The sequence below is a fragment of the Nocardia sp. CDC519 genome, assembly GCF_059509835.1.
The window spans coordinates 133,588-154,555 of sequence record NZ_CM183377.1 but is presented as its reverse complement, the minus strand read 5'-3'; the positions used below and the strand labels follow the sequence as shown (position 1 = coordinate 154,555).

General features: G+C 71.3%; 1 protein-coding gene (cut by a window edge). It reads left to right on the top strand.

Annotation, left to right across the window (positions count from 1 at the left end):
• Window positions 1-20,968, top strand: partial view of a toxin glutamine deamidase domain-containing protein gene (locus tag AC5W7N_RS00635; protein WP_495923014.1) — the 3' portion only. The gene continues 6,080 nt to the left of window position 1, outside the view; 20,968 of the gene's 27,048 nt are visible here — the last part of the coding sequence; the start codon falls outside the window, past its left edge; the stop codon is at window positions 20,966-20,968.

Genomic DNA, 20,968 nt, shown 5'->3' with positions numbered 1-20,968 from the left:
CATCGGGGCAGGGGATCGGTCTGGGGAACTACGTGGTGGACTCCCGGACGGGCGTGGTGACGGCGCATCCGAGCCTGCCGCCGGCGGTGATCGGGCAGATGTTCGACCAGGCGATCGAGACCGGGCAGCCGATCAGGGCGCATCAGATCTATCCGCCCCGGTGGCAGGCGACGATGCGGCGGATCCACGAGGACCGCAACGAGATCGAGTACCTGGTGCAGGCCCGGTCGACGGACGACCCGATGCTGGAACACCGGCTGACGATCGACAAGCAGACGCTGCGCAGCCGGACGGACACGCCGGCGATCCATCCGGTGTGCGCACGGGCGAAGGCGTGGGCGACGGCGCACCGCAGTCCGGACGGGACCTGGCCGCAGCAAGGGACGTTCGAGCTCTAGCCGATCCGGACTCCGCCGACCCCTACGACCTCGTCCGGGATCCCGGCCAACCGGACGGCTGGCTGGTTCATCCGGTCGACCCGGCGCAGGCCGAGGTGCGGCAACTGCTCGCGCGTACCGAGACCGGGCGGGCCGCGCTCGCTACCTTGCGCGCGGCCGATGTGATGGTCCGGTTCGAGGAGCCCGGCGCGGGGCCCGCCCTTCCCGATGCCTTCGACGGGCGGACCATGGAAGCCTTCGTCGGCACCCGCGAACGCGACCTGATCGCGCAGGCGGCCGCGTTGGTGCGGTTCGCGGCACTGACCGATGCCGTGGTCGCGGGCCGGGTGGAGACGATGCCCGCGCGCATCCGCGAGCTGGACCGTGCCGAGCACATCGACGCACACCGGCGGGCAGAGGCGGAGGCGACAGCGCGGACCGCGGAATTCCGGGACGAGCTGCGCCGCGCGGGCTACGACCCCGATGCCGCCCCGATCCGGGATGCCGTGGCCGCCGCGGTCCGCGCGGACCTCGAGTCGGCGTACCTGGACGCATATGCGGATGCGCTGCGCCGGGCCGATTCTCCGGAAGCCGAGCGCGCAGCCCGCGACACCGCCATCGCGGAGTTGCTCGCGCACCCGATGTTCGACCCCGTCGACGCGGACACCGGGCCGACGAAAGCCGCCGGTGCGCAATGGGATGCGGAACAACGTCATCGGCCACCCGAGGGCATGGACGAATACGTTCCGTCCTCGCCGGAAGCCGCGCGGGCGGTCGCAGCCCTGCTGCGCGCCGAATCCGCGGCCGCACGCGAGGTCATGCGGATCGAAGGCGATTGGGACCGGGTTGTCGATCGGATTCTGCTGGCGGCGGGCCGCTCTGGTGACGAGCTGCCGAATACCCGGCCCGAGATCCTCGAGGAGTTCACCCGTCATCCCGATCTGGGCGAAGCCGACGACGTGCGGGTGCTCGCGGAACTGACCGAACAGCACCGCACAGCCTCCGCCGACCGGACACGCCTGATCGACGAGATCACCGACTTCATCCGGCGGGATCTGACCGATCCGCGGGTTGCCGACGATCGGCCCGCCCAGCTGCGGGTGGAGCGTGACCCGACGGGTGTGGTGCATGTGCGGCGCACTGGCGGCGATGCCCCCGTGCGCCCGGACGAGACATCCCCACCGCGATCTGCGGAACCGGATGCCGCCGTTGTGCGGGTCGAGGCCGAACCCGATTCCACCGTCGTGCGGGCCGACGCCGAACCGACGGCCGCCGTTGTGCGCGCCGATACCGAACCAGACAGCCCCACCGGCGAATCCCTCGGTGATCGCGCCGCCGCGCAACTGCGTGATCTGATGTTCAACCCCAGAAACTCGGATCTGGCCCGCTGGGCGACCTACACCCTCGACCGGCTCGGGACGGATGTGCGGTTCAGCACCGAACCGGATGCCAGGCTCGGCAGGCAGCCGAACGGCAGGCCCGATCACGGCCCGGCCGCCGGGTACGACCCGGCGACGAACACCGTCGTGCTCGATCGCAATGCCGACCCGGCCGAAATGATGCGCGAACTGGTGCGCGGCGCCCGGCTGGCGGAACTGTTCGCCGCCGACGCCGGCGAGCCGCTACCGCAGCTATCGCTCAGCCGCGACGAGTACGTCGACCTGATGCTGGACCGGGCGGCGGAGGCCTTTGCCCTCGCCTATCGCTCCGACGCCGATTGGGCCGGCAAATTCGATCTGAAGCGGCCCGGTGTCTCCGCGCTCGAGCGTGCTTTCGTGGCCGCGTACCAGGATGCGGTGAAGCAGGCCAAGAATGCCTACTGGAAATCGGGCGTGGTCCGCTCGTTCCCGGCTTACCACCGGGCAGCGTTCCGGGCCGGAGTGCGTGCGGTACGAACACAGTTGGACACCCTCGGACCGCTGGTCGACGGCGTTCGTCAGGGCGATCACTTCGGGGCGATCTGGGATCGAGCGCACGGCATCGACCCGAACAGCACGGACTCCGGCACGCCGCGGCCGACGAAAACCGACCGGGAGAATGAGCGGCTGGCCGACCACCTGGCACCGGAGATCGAGAATCTGCGGATGGTGCGCGAATTGGGCACCTACGTGCCGTTCGGGCCCGCCGAGGACACCTACACCAAGGCCTACGACAAGGCATACGCCAAGGCCGAGAAGGCTTTACAGCGCAACCAGCAAGGATCGCCGCCGGAGCAGGTGGCCCAGCAGGCGGGCCGCGAAGCGCTGAAGCGCTATCTCGATCGCACGGGCACGGAGAAGGCCGAGATTCTGCTCGACGTCGTCCGGGCGCTGGGCGATCTCGATGGCCCGGGCTGGGGTTTCCCGAGGAAACCCGCCGACGATCCCGGCTCGGTCGTCACTCCCGCCGATGCCACCGATGTAACGCCCGACCGCACCGGCGACCCCGATCTCGCGCGACGCGTCCTGGATCTGGAATACAACGACGAACCGCATCCGCAGCGCCTGACCGACAGCGTCGCCCTGTACCCGGGCACACCGGAGGTCACCCGGCCGCGGCTGGTCATCGTCGCCGAACCTGGCGGTCATCTGGATGCGCTGCGTGAGCTGGCCACCCGGCATCCGGAATACACAGATGTGCTGTGGAACCGCACGCACCACTTGGACTACAAGACGGCGGTCCTCGGGCCCGACGGCGAGCCGAGGGCGCAGTACGTCAACGCTTACACCGCCGAAGGCCCATACCGCAGTCCGGAGGTCCACGAGGCCAAGTACGAAATCCTGGCGCACTATCTGCGCCTGCGGCAGGAAAACCGGATCTCGCTCGGGCTGGGCGAATGGTTGGCGCAGCTCGGTCCGGAGGCGTTCAAGCCGCGGGCAAAGGGCCGCTTCGGCGGGGGAAGTTCCACCCTCTTGCGCGACAGTGTCACCGAACGCCCGTTCCGTGGTCGGGAGGTGGACCCGACACATCCGGGCGATGTGGTGAATCGCCTGGTCCGACGCGAGATTCCGATGCCCATCGGGCCGCGGCCGAGCTGGCCGTCGCATTACTCGCAGCAACATTTCGATGTCGGGCCGCTGCCGGTCACCCTCGACTTGGTACCCGACGGCCGAGGTGGTTGGCGAGTGGCGCCACCGCTGGACGGCAGCTCCGCCAACGCACTCAACCGGCTCTTCGAAGGTCTGGCCGATGCCGATCGGGAACGTCTTGCCGCCCGGATCGTCAAGGTGCTCGAGGACGGTTCGGCCGACCTGTACGACCGCAGCCCACCGCGCGGTAAATTCGGCACGTTCATCGACGGGCTGCCGTGGCGGTCCGGGCGCGACGGCGATTCCGATACCGACCGTCTCGGTGACCCGGCATCGGAATCGGGCGATCGGCGCGAGAGCACCGAGCCGGCGCCGGCCACCGGGGAAGACCGCACGCCGCTCGGCGGACCGGTCGCCGACGAATGGACGCGGCTGACCCCGGCGGAAGTCGGCGGCCGCCTGCAGGCCGAGTTGCGCGACATCCTGGACAACCCCGAGCTCGTGGTCGTCGGATTCGACCGGACCGGCATCGACCCCGAGTTCGCCCGCGAATACGCCAGAGCCATGGTCGATCTGGTTACGCGGTTCCCGCAGGTCGATGTGCGCCGTCTCGGCATCGACGAGATGTCCTCGGGGCTCGTCGGGCTCACCCACGCGGCCGAAAACGACAGCACCGGTGGGCTGTTCACCAAGTCGATGACGATCAACACCCGGTTCGCGGCCGACCCGGAAGGGCTGCGGCAGTGGATGGCCGACGGGGTCGCTGCGGGCCGCTTCCACCCCTCGGTGCTCAACCGCCCGGTGTACGCCGCCGTGACCCACGAATTCGGCCACGCCCTCGACTACGCGGGCAACAGGGCCGCACGGGCGATGCTGGACGACACGCTGATCGAGTTCTACGTGAACAACCGGCTCGGCATGGGCACGGTCGAGAGCTACGACAATTGGCTGCACGATCAGCTCACCGGCTACGGCTTCGACAAGGCCGGCGAGCTCGATCCGGGCGAGGCGCTCGCGGAAGCCTTCGTCGACGTGGTCCTCAACGGGCGCGACAACGTCAACGTCGCGGTGGGCCAGGCCTACGACCTGCTCGTCGGGGCCGCCGAGCGGACGACCGGCGTCGACGTCGGCCACTCGCCCGTACGCCACGAGCAGGGGCCGGGTACGGCGGATCGATTAGGCGACCGCGACACCGAATCCGGTGCGGCCGATCGCGCATCCGATCGGATGGCACACGACGGGATTTCGCCGTTGCGGCCGCCCGACGAGGACGACACGCCCGACAAGCAGGACGCCGAAATGCTCGGCATCGTCGACAACGACGAGTGGTCGGATCTCTCCCCGCAGCAGGTCGGTGATCGGCTGCGCGACCTCTTGCGTGATATGACCGGCAATCCGCACTTCGACATCTTCGGATTCGATCTGTCCGGGCTCAACGCTGTCGTGGTGCGCGACTACGCCCGCGGTCTGGTCGACATGTTCGCGCGGTTCCCGCAGGTCGACGTGCGGTCGGTGGGCATCGGGCGGCTGGATTTCGGAGTGCTGGGGGAGACCGAGGGCATGAGGCACCCCGGCTCGGATTCCTGGCACGTCCAATCCATCACGCTCAGCTACGACGATGCGTGCAGCGCGTACGCGTTCCTCGACTCGGCGCGAAACGGCGTGAACAACGGGCAGTTCACCCCGACGATCCTGCGCCGCCCGGTCTATTACGTCACCGTGCACGAGTTCGGTCACGCCCTCGATTACGCGGGCAACCTGGTGGCCCGCGACACCGCCGAATCGGAGCTGCTCGCGCGGGCGAAAGCCGATCCGGACGGCGATTTCGGCGAATGGCTGCGGCAGCTCAGCGGATACAGCCTCGACGAGGACGGGATGTTGCTGCCGGGGGAGGCCCTCGCCGAGGCGCTGGCCGAATACCTCGTCGGCGGTGCCGACCAGGCGAATACGCCGGTGCGCATCCTGTACCAGCTGCTCCTCGACGCGGCCCGCGATCCGTTGCAGGCCGATGCGCCGGCGCCGTCCACACCCGACCGGATGGCGGTCGACGGTGATCCGGCACGGTCCTCCGGGGACGAACCGGACAAGGCGGCGGATCGGCGCGACTCCGGTGACGAGGGCGCCCAGCCGGATTCGGCCGACGACGGCGCGATCGAACCGGACTCGGTGGACCCGCCACCAAAGGTCACCATCGACGTCGAGGGTCAGCAGGTCGAGGTGCCGGTACGCGAAGACGGCCCCGGCCGCTGGCGCGTCGTGCCCGAATCGGCGGAACCCGAACCCGTCGACACCCGCTCACCATTGCGCCGCGAATGGGATGCGGTCCGGGAGATTATGCCGGGCCGGGAAGCGCAACCCAAGTACCCGTCCGGGTCGCCGGTCGGGGATTCGGCCGGTCAGGCCGCTATCCGTGACGGTGTCGCCGGCATTCCGGACCTGGTGGGGCCGCCGCCGCCCGCACCGCCTCCCGCGCCACCTCCCGACGTCCCGCGGATCGAGGCCCCGCCGGAGGCGGGCCCGCCCGATCCCACGCTGCTGCGCATCGCCCAGCAGGCGCCGATCTGGATCCAGAACCGGGAGATGATCCCGATTCTCGGCGAGCTGTCGGGGCGCATGCGTGGCTCGGCGGGCGAACATCTGCCGATGCGCACCGCCGACGGCGAGGAATACCGGCCCTGGAACACCGACGCCGATCCGGATCTCGTTCGCGAACAGGTCGTCTCGGATCACGACGTCGAACGGATCACCCCGGAGGAGGCCAGGCAAGCTCTGCTTGACGCCTTCCCCGGCGCGAATGCCGAACAGCGGCAACGGATCCTCGATGATCTGCTCGACCGCGACCTGATCAGTGGCGAAGAAGCCGAACGGCTCGCCGACGAACCGCCCGCCGGCGTCGGTGCGCCGGAACCGGCCGGTCCGCCGCCAGACGGGGAATCGCTCACCGACGCGGCTCAGCGCCTGCTCGGCGTCGACCTGCCCGACGAGAGCCCCCAGACGCTGCGCGACCTCATCGACGAGCACCAGTACCGGGTGGTGCGCGCGGCCGCGGCGATCGAAGGCCTCGCGGCGGCAGCCCAGCGCCTCCACGAGGAACAGACGCTGCCCTACACCAAGCTGGATTGGGACGGCACCGAGCCGGACGCACCCGGGCTGGACCGCGGCGCGGAACCGGCACAGCTCGACGGGCCCGAGCGCCGTCCCGAGGACTCTTTCGACGACGACTTCACCGATGACGACGACAACGCCGAAACACCGCGTCGCAACCGCTTCGCCGAGCCCGATCCGGCGGGCCGGGCGGTGCCGTTCGCCGATGCGGTCAGCTTCATCGACCAGAACCCGATGGGCCGATTCCGCAACGAGATCATCGCGGCCTTCGGCCACCACCTCGGCCTGCTGGACACCGTGCCGATCGGCAATGGCGCCGACCCGCTTCCGGAATGGGGTGAAGGCGACGAACTCGGCCGCGACCAAGGCTTGCGCCAGTTCTTCGAACACGCGCTGCGCCGCGATCAGCTGCGCGACGAGTTGGCCACCTGGGCCGCGATGCGCGATCTGGACGTGCGCCAACTCACCGCGGAGCTGCTCGACGATGTGCTGAACCAGTTGCGCGAGGCCAATATCGCGCGCTCGGACCGGGTGGCCGAATTCGCCGATCTCGCGCGTCAGCGGTATCCCGAGACCGAGGACGGGGACCTGGTCGGTGCGGCGATCGGCGATCAGGTCGTGCGGATCCCGGAGCCGGACGGGCCCGACCGGTTGATCGTCGTCGACGGCGAGCGCAGCAGGCACCAAGCGCTCGCGGACGCTCTCGCCGGCGACCCGCAACTGGTCAGCGACCTCGCCGACGGCCGCCTGACCGTTGACTACCGCGTGGCCCGCACCGATTGGACCGGGCGCACCCACCTCGAACCGGTCGACACCCCGCAAGTGCTGCACCGGCGGGAAATCATCGACGGACGCGAACTCTCGGTGACCCTGGTCCGCGAGGGCGACGGCCCCTGGCAGCCCGTGCCCGAATCGGATCCGGCGCCGGTCGGCGACCCGGCAGGTGCCGCGCCGCGCCCGCGCGACGAAATCCTCGCCGACCTGATCCGGGCGATGCACGAGCTGGGGATCGGCCCGGCCGATGTGCATCCGGACATGATCGACCAGACCGTCGCCGATCTGCTGCTCGACAATGCCGTGCGGGCCGCGCAGATCGAGGGCCTCACCGATTTCACCCGCTCCGCCAACGACATCCAGACCTTCCACGAGATCGGCGACGCGCGCAGCAAGCTCGCCGACAGGCTCGGCATTCCGCAGGCCGAACTGACCGGCGAGACCATGGGGGAGGCGCTCAGCGACACCTCCAAGCGTCGTGCCCTGCGCACCCAGCAGCTCACCGACCTCGCCGGATACGCCAATCAACTGCGTGAGGTCGACGCGGCGGCCGTCGATGCCGCACGCAACCGCTTGGCCGAGCAGCTCGTCTCCGATTCGGTAGCCCGCGCGGTGACCAAACCGAAGTTCGCCGAGCGGGCCGGGGTTTCGCTGCAACATGCCGCGCTCATGCCGCCGGGTCGGGTCGATGTGCCCGGTCAGGGCCGCAAGTTCGCGGTCGATCCCACCGGGATGTCGCCGGCGAAACTCGCCACGGTGATCCGTGATCTCGAGGCGCGCGGCCACGGCGACCAGGTGCGCGCGGCGCTCACCGAATACGCGAACGCGCTGCTGGACATCGACCCGTACGCGGCGGTCGCGCGCGGTGACTACAGCCGCGACCCGCGCGTGATCGACGGCAGATTCCCGATGCACGACCGGGATTCGATGACCGCGCTGCGCGACATCATCGCCGACGCGGTGCGCGCCCGCGGCGCCGACGATTTCGCGCGCGCCCTCGCCGATGCCGCCCGTCGCTTCGACACCGGCCCGCTGCCCAGCGAGAATCCGGCGTGGCGCCCCACACCCAACCGGGACTGGGCGCGCATCGTTGGCGTCGACCTCACCGACGCCGACGACGCCACCTTCCGCAAGGTGTACGAGGCGTACCGGGACGGCCGGAGCGAAAAGCACGAAGGCCTCAGCCCGGAGAAGCTGGCCGCCGAACTCGCCGCGCTACGAGCCGAAGTCCGCGACCAGGCCGAGCGCATCAAGGACGTCGCGCGGCTCGCCGACGAGTTCTACCGTGCGATGCGCGAGGCGCAGATGGGCGCAGCAGACCCGCGCGGCCCGCTTCCACACCAACCCGGCGAAAGCGCTGATCCGGCTCCCCCTGTGGACGATTCGGACTCCGGCCCCATCCCGGCAGCCGCTGGCGGCAACCTTCCGCCCGGCGACCCGCCGAAGGCCCCGCCGGCACCGGGTGACCCGGATGAGCCCGGTGCGGGTGATTCGGATGGGGCGGATTCCCGGAGTGAGCCGGGTGAACGTGGTGCGGTGTCCGGGCGCGAGCCGGGTGAGCCTGGTGTGGGCGATGGTGCGGTGGCTGGGCGTGAGCCGGGTGAGCCTGGTGTGGGCGATGGTGCGGTGGCCGGGCGTGAATCGGGTGAGCCTGGTGTGGGCGATGGTGCGGTGGCTGGGCGTGAATCGGGTGAGCGTGCTGCGGGCGATGGTGCGGTGGCCGGGCGTGAATCGGGTGAGCGTGCGTCGGGCGATGCCGGTGGTGTGAAGTCCGGACATGAACCCGGGGCGCCCGACACCGGCGACGCCGATGGTTCCGGGCGTGACTCGGACGCCGGCGACCCCGCGCGAAGCAGCACAGCTGAGCGCTCGCCGTCTGCGTGGTTCGAGCAGCAGCGAATCATTCAGGCCGAATGGGAAGCCCGGATGGCGGCCGAGCACGCCGCGTTCCTGCGTGGTCTGGCCGACGCCAACCCCGCCGACCGTTGGTCCGCCCTTCGCGCCGACCAGGCCGAATGGTCCGCGCGCATGGCTGAGGAGCGCGTGCAGTGGTTGCGTGACACCGCGATTCATCCGCTGCCCGATGATCCGCAGAGTCCCGCCGAGGGCTCGCGTGAGGCAGGCTCATCGCCCGCCGGCCCGGGCTCCGTGCGCGGTCCGGCTGAGCCTGGCACGGGCGACTCCGATGGTCCGGCACGCGACTCCGAGTCCGGCGATGCCCCCGCGCGCGTACTCGAGGGCCCGCCGTCCGCGTGGTTCGAGCGGCAGCAGATCATTCAGGCCGAATGGGAAGCCCGGATGGCGGCCGAGCACGCCGCCTTCCTGCGTGGTCTGGCCGACGCCAACCCCGCCGACCGCTGGTCCGCCCTTCGCGCCGACCAGGCCGAATGGTCCGCGCGCATGGCTGAGGAGCGCGTGCAGTGGTTGCGTGACACCGCCATCCACCCGCTACCCGACGATCCGCAGAACCCGCCCGAGGGGCCCGAAGACCCGGGCTCATCACCCACAGACCCCACCTCACCCCGCCAACCCCAATCCCCAGGCGGCGCTGAGCCCCCGAAGGAGCCAACCTCCGAGCCGCCGACCCCACCGCTGCCGTCGCATCCGCCGATGCCCTCGCACCCTCCGATGCCGTCGCACCCTCCGCTGCCGTCGGAGCCGCCGCTGCCGTCGGAGCCGCCGCTGCCCTCGCATCCGCCGATGCCGTCGGAGTCTCCGCGTCCGGCTGTGCCGACGACACCTTCGGAGCCGCCGGTCCCGCCGCGGCCGTCGTATCCTCCGATGCCGTCGGAAGCGCCGGCACATCCGCCGGCTCCCGCCGAGGTCCCGCAGCAGGCGGAGCCCACACCACCGGCGCAGCCGGATCAGCCCGCTTCGGGCGATCCGGCGGTCCGGGAGCCGGCGGCGCAGTCGCCTGCTCCGGTGCAGCGTGCGGAAACACCGCAACAGCAACCCGTGCCGTCGGCAGGCGATCCGGATTCGGATGCCGGAGACTCGGGTGCGCCGCCGGCGGGCCCGCCTGCACCTCGGGACGTCGACGGCGATGGCGCCGAGCGGAGCTGGGGTGATCGCCCGTTCGCCGATGTGGTCGATTTCCTGCGGGAGGTTGCGCTGCGGGGGCAGGACGATCCGGTGGCGTTGTCGGATCGGGAGCGCGGGTATGTGGCGCGGCTGGCGGAGTTGCTCGGGTTGGGGGAGCGGCTGACGGGGCATCCGGATCCGTTGGGTGCGTTGGCCGAACTGGCCGAGTTGGCCGATGCGCACGGGTTCTTGGACGCGGTGCTGGACCCGGAGGCCGGTCCGCTGCGACCGATGCGGTATCCGGAGGACTTCACGCATCCGTCGCCCGACGAGCCGGGGCTCTGGTTCCCGCCCGACGACGCGGGCCAGGTGCCCGATCGTGCGCCGCAGCCCGCGAGCGAGCCTGTCGCGCGCACCGGCAATGTGCTGATGCCGCAGGTCAGTCCGATCGCCGACGTCGCCGCCGAGCTGGCCCGCAGGTACGGTCTCGGCGCCGATGAACTCGATCCCGCGCGGTTGGCCGAAACCATCACCGCCGAGCAGTACCGCAATCTCGTGCGGGCGGCGACAGTCGAGGCGCTGGCCGACGCGGTCGCCCGGCTCGACGCCGTCACCGACCCCGGTGAACGTGCCGCTGCCACCGCCGAACGGGACCGGTGGGCCGGACGCCTGAACGTCGACCCCACCGACCTCGACGACCGCGCCGGCCAGACGATCGATCGGCTGCGCAGCGAGGTGCTGCGCCGCATCACCGACATCGATGAGCTGGCCGACGCCGTCCTCGCGACCAGGCAGGAGCAGTCCGGTGAATCCGGCGGCCGCCGCTATGTGATCACTGTCGACGGTGACCGGGTCCCGGTCCGGCTGGTCGACGACGGCAACGGTGGCTGGCGGGTCGAGGCGCCGGAGCGGCTGCGCCCGACCGTCGAGCGGCCCGAAGCGTCCGAACCCAAGGCGATCGAGAAGAAGAAGTCCTGGCTGCGCAAGGTCTGGGATGCGTTGCGCGGCGGGTACGGCGGCGCGAGCCCGAAGTATCCGTCCGGGTCCGGCGTCGATGGTGCCGGCCAATCGGTGCTCGGCCACGAGTATCTGCCGATCGACCTGACCACCAACAAACCCCCCGCGACACCGGGTGGTTCGCCGATCGAGGAACTCACCACCAAGTTCAACCCGGCCCGCATCCTCAAAGAGGGTGTGACGATGTGGAAGAGCCGGGAACTCATCCCGTTCCTGCGGCACCTCACCGACCGGCTGCCCACTCGGACAGGCGATGTGGCACCGATCCTCACCCCCGAGGGCGAGGAGTACGCGCCGTGGATAGACGAAGCAGATCCGGAACTGCTGCGCGAGATCCGAGCCGATCTGGAACTGGCCGGGCTCGACGGCGGCGAACCGCCGGCGCGCAAGCAACTGCCACCCGGAGACCAGGCGCCGCCCGCCACGGGCGAACTCGACAAGGAGCCGTCGCTACCGGATTGGGCCCGCGACCTCGCCGACAACCTGCGCACGCGCGCCGCCGACGCCGCCGAGCTCCGCCGTATCGCGGGCCTACTAGGGATGCGCTTGCCCGACGTCGACCCGGAGACATTGCGCCGCGCCGTCGCGGACGCGCGGTACGCCCACATGCGCCGCGCCGGAGCCATCGAAGGCCTCTATGCCGCGGCCCGCCGCTACAACGCCGAACACGACATCGTCCCCTACGCCGACTCCACCAGCTTCTTCGACGAGGACCCGCTGGGTCGTTCGCTGATCGACCGCGCGAGCGCCCGCGGCGAACGCACCGACATCCTGCGCTGGGACGGCGTGGGCAACGGTGGCGAACCGGGGCCGGAGTGGGGTCCTGAAGTTCCGCAGGAGCGAGACAAGGGCAACAGCCTGCACTTCCAGGACGCGTTGCGGCGCGAACAGCTTCGCGATGAACGCGGCGTGTGGGCGCAGCTGCTCGGGGTGCCGATCGCTGCGCTGTCGCCGTCCGCCCGATTGGACGAGACCATCGCCGCCTTGCGCGAGCAGCTGCCCGCGCGCGCCGATCTGGTCGGTGAATTCGCCGATCGGGTCGACGATTTCCTCGCCGCCGACGCCGCTGATCGGGTCGTCCAGGTTCCGGGTGAACCGCCGCGCGTCATCGTGGTCAATGCCAGGGGCGAGCACGAGGCGGCCATCGCCGCCGCCCTGACCCGCGACCCCGATCTGGCCGGCCGGGTGGACCGCGGTGAGGTGGAGGTCGAGTTCTACAGCGCGTTCCTCGACCGCGACGGCATGGTCCACATCGTCGCGCTCGACACCCCCGAGATCCGGCACTTCCGCGGCGAGATCGACGGCAGGCCGGTCGCGGTGACGATGGTGCGCGAGCCGAGCGGGACCTGGCACGTGGTACCGGATCCGGTGCCCGCGGATGGGCCCGCCGGGACGGTTGACGGTACGGCGGGCGACCGGACCGGTTCGGTTCGTCCCGACCGGGTGGACAGCGACGCCGATCGAACCGCGGGAGCGGCGGACCGGAACCGCTCGGAGGAACCCGCCACGAGCGATCCCCAGGCCGATCCCGACGGCACTCGCAGCGCGGATTCCCTTCGCAGCGAACGCAACACACTGGCTCGCCGGCTGGGTATCGTCGACCCCGACTCGCTCGGCCCGCGCCAGTGGGCCGACGCCATTGCCCAGCTGTGGCAGGACAATGTGCTGCGCGCGACGCAGGTCGAAGGCCTACTCGACGCCACCCGTAGCGCCGACGCGATCGACCACTACAACGCCCTCGACAAGGTGCTCGGCCATCTGACCAACCGGCTCGAGATCGATCGCACCGCATTGTCGCCGGAGTTGGTCGCGCGGATCATCGCCGATCCGGCGACACCGGACTCGCGGCGGCTTCAGCAGCTCGAGGATCTCGCCGAATACGCAGAAAACCTGCGCAAGCTGGACAAAGCCGCCGTCAACGCGGCGGTGCTGCGGCTGGCGCGGCGGCTCGGCGTCGCCCCGGGAGTGCTGTACGGGGCGAGCTTCACCGAGGATATGCGGCATCTGCGGCCAGACCGGGACACCCTCGATCCCAAGGGGATGCGCCGCGCGATAAACGCCATGGTGTTCTCGATGGCCGACCATCCCGCGGTGGTCGACGCGCTGACCGATTTCGTGCGCGCGCTCGGCGAGGTCGACCCCTTCACCCAGGGCTTGCAGCGCGATCCGAGCGCCGATCCGCGAGTGGGTGGCGACGAGCTGCCCGTGCACGACCCGTCATCGCTGGCGTTCCTGCTCGACATCCTCGGCGACACCGGTCTTTTCGCCCCGTTCGGCGACGGCCCCGCCCCGGATGTCGCCAATCGCAGGCCGAGCCGCGACTATCTGCGCATCCTCGGCGTCGATATCACCAATGCGAGCGACGACGATTGGAGCGAGGCGTACACCAAGTTCCGCGACGGCCGCATGGATCTGCACGAACGCCTGAGCCCCGCCGAGCTGGCCGAGGTCCAGGCCGCCCTGCGCGAGGAGATCCGGCAGCGCGCCGCCGATGTCCGTCACCTGGCCGGGCTCGTCAACGACGTGCACAACGCCACCCCCGGTCCGCAGCCCGATCTGCACCAGCCCCGCAACCCCGACGGCAGCTGGCGCGCCGACCCCGGCGACGATCCCGACGCCACCCCGACCCCCGCGGGCGACACTCCGCCCTCCCGGCCGCCCGCCGCGCCGGGCGAGGCGCGGGCGCTGCCAACCCCGTCGGAGCCGGAAGCCGGTGGGGGAGTGCAGAAGCCGTCGGGCACGCCGCCGGAGTCGGAAGCCGGTGGGGGAGTGCAGAAGCCGCCGGGTACGCCGCCGGAGTCGGACGCCGGTGGGGAAGCCCAGAAGCCGCCGGGCACGCCGCCGGAGCCGGAAGCGGGCGGGGGAGCCCAGAATCCGCCGGGCACGCCGCCGGCACCCGCCCGGCCCGACGACGGGGACAGCGGCGATGGTGAGCGTGACAGTACGAATGAGGCCGGCACGTCGTCGCATGGGCAGCCCCCGCACGACGGACGGAACGATCCCGCTCAGCCGAACCCGGCCGCACCTGCCGACGCGGCTGCACCTGCGGACGCGGCTGCACCTGCGGACGCGGCTGCGCCTGCCGACGCGGCTGCGCCTGCGGACGCGGCTGCGCCTGCCGACGCGGCTGCGCCTGCCGACGCGGCTGCGCCTGCCGACCCGGCCGCACCCGCCGACCCGGCCGCACCCGCCGAAGGGGATGCACCTGCCGAAGCGGCCGCACCCGCCGAAGGGGATACATCTGCCGAAGCGGCCGCACCCGCCGAAGGGGATACACCTGCCGCCAGCGATCCCGGCACCGAACCCGACGCGGATCCGCGCGCCCAGATGTCTCCCGAGGTCAGGGCCGAATACGACCGCCTCGCAGCCGAACGCGCCGAAGCGGTGGCGCGGCGCGAAGAGTGGCGCGAGATCCGCGAGATGCGCGCCGAACGCCACCCGATCGACGACGCCGACGCCTACGCGGCACTGAACCGGGACAACCTCGGCGCGACCATGGAGGAGCTGCGCGGCCGCACCATGCGCGTCGACGAGATGCCGCGCAGGCTGGCCGAACTCGACGCGCTCGAACGGGCGGCCGAGCAGTTCAACGACGCCGACGCCGACGTCGCGCGCCTCGATCAGGAACTGGCGCGCCTGGAACGCTCGGTGACCCCGGTCGGCGAATACGACCGGCTGGTACAGCAGCGTCAGGAGCTGGCCCGCGAACGTGAATTCTGGCGCGCCAAACGCGATGATCGCGCCGTGCGGCACGGTCTGGTCGACGATGACGGCCGCGTCGACGAGGCCGCGCTACGCGGCGACCGGCTCGAACCGACCATCCTGCGCCTCTACGACGAGGCGGGCGCGGACACCGTCGACCATCCCGGTGGCATGGATGAGGGTCCCAGCCAGTCCCGTTCCCCGCGTAGCAGCGCCGACGCAGCCGAACGGCGCGCCGCGATCGCCAAACTCGCCGACGCGGCGAGCACCTGCAACCGGCTCGACGCCGAAGTCGACCAGGTCGACAGGCAGCTCGCCGAACTCGAGCGCGCAGGCGTCGGTGAGGGCAGGCCGCGTGCCGATGAGGTCGCGGCCGAACTGGACCTGCTCGCCAGGCAGCGGGCCGAGCAACTGCGGCAGATCAAACCGCGCCGCGTCATGCGCGACGATCTCGCGACCCGGCTCGGCGTCGTCGACGCACAGGGCCGTCCCGACGAGGCCGCTCTCGCTCCCGACCGGCTCGAGGAAACGCTCCGATTCCTGCGCGGCCGAGCCCAATTCGACATGCTCACCGGAGCGGCGGGCGACGGCCAACGCCTGCTGCTGCGCGATATCGACGCCCTCGCCGATGCCGCCCGCGACGTGAACCGGGTGCACAATCTCGCCGGCCGCATCCAGGACGAGATGGCGGGCCTCGCAGGCGCCTGGCGGACGATGATCGAGGGCGAAGGCGGCCGGATGCTGACGCCGCGCGTGGGCATCATCGTCGACGGTGATGCCACCCGGATCGTGGTGTTCGGTATCCGCGACCAGCTCGGCCGCCCGCCGCGCAGCGATATCGACGATGCCTTCGCCACCGCCTTGCGCACGAATTCGCTGGTGGCGCAGTCGATGATGGACGCCGACACCACCGTCGAACTGCGCCGCGTGCGCGCCGACCGCGACGGTGTGTGCACGGTCGAGGAACTCGGGTTGCTCGAGGTGGAGCGGCTGAGCACCGGCTGGGTCGGCGGCGACCGGCTCGACATCACCTCCTGGCGCGACGGCGAAGGGAACTGGCACCGGGTCGACCCCACCCGCCCGGACTGGCGGACCGGCCGCGATACCAGCGAATCGAGCAAACCGAAGGCCGAGCGGTACGGCAAGTACTCGCGCAAAGACCCGCCGGACGGTGTGAGCGGCTGGGCCATGGAGGACGTCGTCAACGACATCACCCTGCCCACCGACGACGTCCCGGCCGGCAAAATTCCGGAGAGCACGCTGCCGGTGAACGCACCGCAGGCGCCGACGCAGTACAACACCTCCGGTCTCGATCCGAATCAGATCTTCGGCCAGCACTGGGGCGCCGACTCCTACAACGTGGTGCGGTTGCTGCTGATGGCGGCGCAAGTGCCCAAGCATCCGGCCGTCAAGGCGTGGATTCAGCGGCATCCGTGGATCGGCCGGTGGGTGCTGGCGCGGCCGTGGTTGCAGCGGATCCCACCGTTCGGGACGGTGTTCCGCGGGTACGAGTGGTTCGCGCCACCGGAACGCAATGTGCAGCCGATGGTTCGGCCCTGGGTCGCTTCCGATCACCGTCAGGGCGTCGACGACGTGCCGGAATCGTTGCGTCGGCAATGGGAGCACGAAGCCGAGCAGTGGCAGCGGGTGCAGGACTGGGCCGATGCCGAATACCGCCGATTCCTGACCGACCCCGACGACTTGGACCGGATCGCCGAGGGGATCGAGGAACACCGGCGCGAGCAGCAGGTGGATCGGGCGCGCCAGGTCGTCGCCCGGGTGCGGCGGGACCTGGTCGACGGCCACGCCGGGATCGACCCGCGGGGCGATGTGAACGCCCAGCTCGACGCCGTCCACGCCGACATCGACCGCATCGCCGAAGCCCTGGCCGATCAGTTCGCCGCCGATGATCCCGCCGCCATCCGCGACACCATCGAAGACGTCCGCGAACTGCTCATGGCCGGCGTCGAGCCGGACATGATCGCGGGCGCGCTGGCCGAGCACATGCGCGACGACGTCCCGGTGTTCACCCCCGAACAGCTCGCACAGATCCGCCACCACCTCATGGAGGCCGAGCTGCTGGTCCGTGACTACGCCGACCCCAACGGCCGTTTCGTGCGCAAACCGATGGACCGCCTCGCCGATATCGCCGAAGCCTGGAACCGCCTGCGCAACGGCACCCCGCTGCCGCAGGACTTCATCCTGCTGCAGGACGCCCTGGCCGAATCCGACTACCTGCGCGCCAACCTCCTCGCCACCTGGCAGGACGCCAACGCCTACGCCATCGGCCTCGGCTACCACTGGGACGCCGACCGCCCACCCCTCACCGACTGGCGCACCGGCATCCCGTACGCCCCCACCCGCCCCACGTCATCCCCACTCCTGCCCGAACGCCCCTCCACACCCGCGCAACTCCCGCCCGCCCAGAACTCGGACGCCCTCCCACCCACAGCCGACGACCCGCACGCCGGTGATGAGTCACCCACACCTGATCCGACACCCCCGGCCGCGGACCCTGACGCCGCCGCCGGCCCTGATCGTGCCGTGGGGGTCGATCCTGTTGCGGGCGCGGATCCTGCTGTGGATGTTGATCGTGCTGCGAGTTCTGATCCCGCTTCGGGCGTCGACCCTGCTGCGGGCCCTGGCCGTGCTGCGGGCTCTGATCTCGCGACCAGTCCTGGTCCTGTAGCGGAGGTCGATCCCGCGTCGGATCCTGAACCCGCCCCGGGTGCCGATCCCGCGCAGGATCACGATCCCGCCTCGGATCTCGATCCTGCCCCGCGCTCCGATCGCACCCCCGAGCCACCGAATCCAGCACCAGATGCCTCCCCGCCGGTCGACGGTCTCAGCGAACCCGCTCGCCCGGATCGAGACGGACAGGCCGACGCCGATCCCGCGACGCCCGATCGCGGGGCCGAAGGTGGCGACGGATCGAGCAAGCGCTCCGAAAACCGCGCCGAACAAACGCCCGAGCAGATCGCCGGACCAGACTCCGATGCCGCCGCCGGCCCCGGTCCGCACGGCCCCGTGAGCCGCATACCCAACGGCCACGCCGATTCCGGCGCTTCCGGCCGTCGTTCGTCCGAGCCCGATGATGCTGATACGTCGGGTGCCGTGCGCGGCACGCCGGACGGCAGCGCCGACGATTCGGCTGCTGCCGGGCGCGGCACCTCCGACGATAACGGCGGGGATGTCGGGTCGCCTGGTGCTGCGCGGCGGGAGCCTGGGGGTGACGGCGGGGATGTCGGGTCGCCTGGTGCTGCGCGGCGGGAGCCTGGGGGTGACGGCGGGGATCTCGGATCGCCTGGTCCTACCCGGCGGGAGCCTGACGGTGAGGGCACCGATTCCGGGCGCAATTCGCCCGAGACCGGTGCCGACGAATCGTCTGGTGCTACACGCGGCACGCCGGACGGCGGGGACGAAGGTTCGGCGGATACCGCGCCGCGCACGTCCGCCGATGGTGGCGGTGACGCCGATGCATCTGATCCTGCACGCCGTAAGCCTGACGGTGACGACGGCACAGATTCGGGGGACGCCGGACGTCGTTCGTCCGAGGCCGGTGATGACGAATCGTCTGGCGCTACACGCGGCACGCCGGACAGCGGCGATGGTTCAGGTGACGCCGGACGCGGCGCACCCGACGATGACGGTGCCCGGCAGGCCGGCGTTCCGCCCCAGACGCCGCCCGCTTCCGGTAACCGTGACTCGGACGACGGCGGTGCCCCGCGCCGCCGCCGTGACCCGATCTACCGCTCCCATATCCCGAAGCTTCCGCGCGACGTCGACTTCGAGTTCCCGTCGTTAGACCCGGTCGAACCCGCGAACCCAGCACCCTGGCCGCCACCGAGCCGACCCGAGCCCCCTGCCCCGCCGCAGCCTCCGAAACCGCCCCAGCCTCCGGCTCCGCCGGTACCCCCGAAACCGCCTGTGCTCCCGACGCCGCCGGAACCTCCTGCACCCCCGGTACCCCCGGTGCCGCCGGTCCCACCAGAACCCCCGGCCCCGCCTGTGCCGCCGACACCGCCGGTCCCGCCCGAATTGCCTGAGCCGCCGACACCGCCGACACCGCCTGTGCCGCCGGGCTTGCCGTTGCCGCCGACGCCGCCGGGCTTGCCGGTGCCGCCGGTGCCGCCGGTTCCGCCCGTGCCGCCGGAGTTGCCTGAGCCTCCGATGCCGCCGCAGCCGCCCGTCCCGCCGCAGCTCCCGGTTCCGCCGCAGCCACCGGTCCCGCCGGAGTTGCCGGCGCCGCCGACACTGCCGACACCGCCGACGCCGCCGGGCTTGCCGTTGCCGCCGACGACGCCGGTGCCGCCCGTGCCGCCGGAATTGCCTGAGCCTCCGGTTTCGCCGACGCCGCCGGTCCCGCCGACGCCGCCGGTCCCGCCGACGCCGCCGGTGCCGCCGACGCCGCCGGTGCCGCCGACGCCGCCGGTGCCGCCGGAATTGCCTGAACCTCCGGTCCCACCGCAGTTCCCGTTGCCGCCGCGGCCGTCGATTCCGCCTGTGCCGCCGGAGTTGCCTGTGCTTCCGGTGCCGCCGACACCGCCGGTGCCGCCGGGCTTGCCTGTGCCGCCGCAACCACCGGTCCCGCCGGAATCGCCTGTGCCGCCGACGCTGCCTTCGGCGCCGCCCGAGCTACCAGCGCCTCCGGGCCAGCCGCTACCGCCGGAACCGCCGGTGCTTCCTGCGGCGCCGGCCCCGTCTGCCCCGCCGGTTTCGCCGCAGCCGCCGGTCGTGCCGCCGCTGCCGCAGCCGGCGGCTCCACCGGAACTGCCGGTTCGGCCGGTCTCTTCGGCGCCGCCGGTCCTGCCCGTGCCGTCGCAGTCTCCCGGGGGCCTGACGCCAACTGCGCCTCCGGAGCTTGCCCCGTCTGCGCCGCCGCAGCCTCCGGTCCCACCGATGTCTCCGGAAGTGCCTGTTCCGCTGGGACATCCGGTTCCACCGGCGTCGTCGGTGTGGCCGGAGAACGACGGTGTCGCGGGCAGGCCAGTGCCGCCGGCGTCTCAGGCTTCGACCGAGCCGCCGGTTCCGGCGAACCCTGCGGCGCCGCCGATAGCAGCCGCTCTTCCAGAGCTTTCGGCGATGCCGGCTATCTCTGACTCGGCACAGTCGAAGCTGCCGCTGCCTACCGCGCCGCCGGAACCGCCCGCACCCGAAGAGCGTTCGGTTCCACCCGCACCGGCGAGCCCACCGGGTGATCCGAGACCTGCGCATCAGTCGGTGCCTTATCAGCCGACTGCGGTTCAGCCCCTGGGCTTCCAGAATCCCGCTCCTGCACGCACCCCGGAATTCGCAGCGCCCCCGCAATCGGATCCACTGCCGCCTCCCGCCCAGCACTACCGCGAAGGCCACGCGAACCTCAACCCGGGACAACCGCCGGTCGACCGGGGATGGAGTCAGACGCCCTACCAGCCGAACGGCGACCACGCCCCCAGCGGCGGCCACCACGTATCCAACGGCCAGCCCGGCTCCTGGGGCCCGATGCCTCCACCGCCCCCGTTCGGTGCGGCCGGAGGCGGATCGAACCGCGGCGCCAACCGGCCCTATGGTCGCCCCGCGCAACGCCCGGAACCAGCGCAGGTCCCGATCCTCGTGCAACCGTTCGCCGGGTTCGGCGTGGCGGCCGAGTTCGATCCCGCGACCGGCGCCTTGCAGGCGGTGCCCGCCTCGAACGGATCCAGAGCCGGGGTGTACGGCGACCTCGGCGAATCGCGGGTGGTGTTCTACCGCGACGGCGCCGGGCTGGCTTTGCGGGTGGACGGTCGTACGATCGACCTCGGCGGCCCGGTCCGCGTCGAATGGGTTCTGCTCGAGCGGCGGACCACGCGGTTCGCGGTGATCGAGAACGGTGTCGTCGTGTTCGAGGTGCGCTACCGGACGCTGCCACCCGAGATGGACCTCGGTGCACTGGTCCACAGTGTCCTCGCCGACCCACAGCGCCGGGAACAAACCTTCCGCGGATGA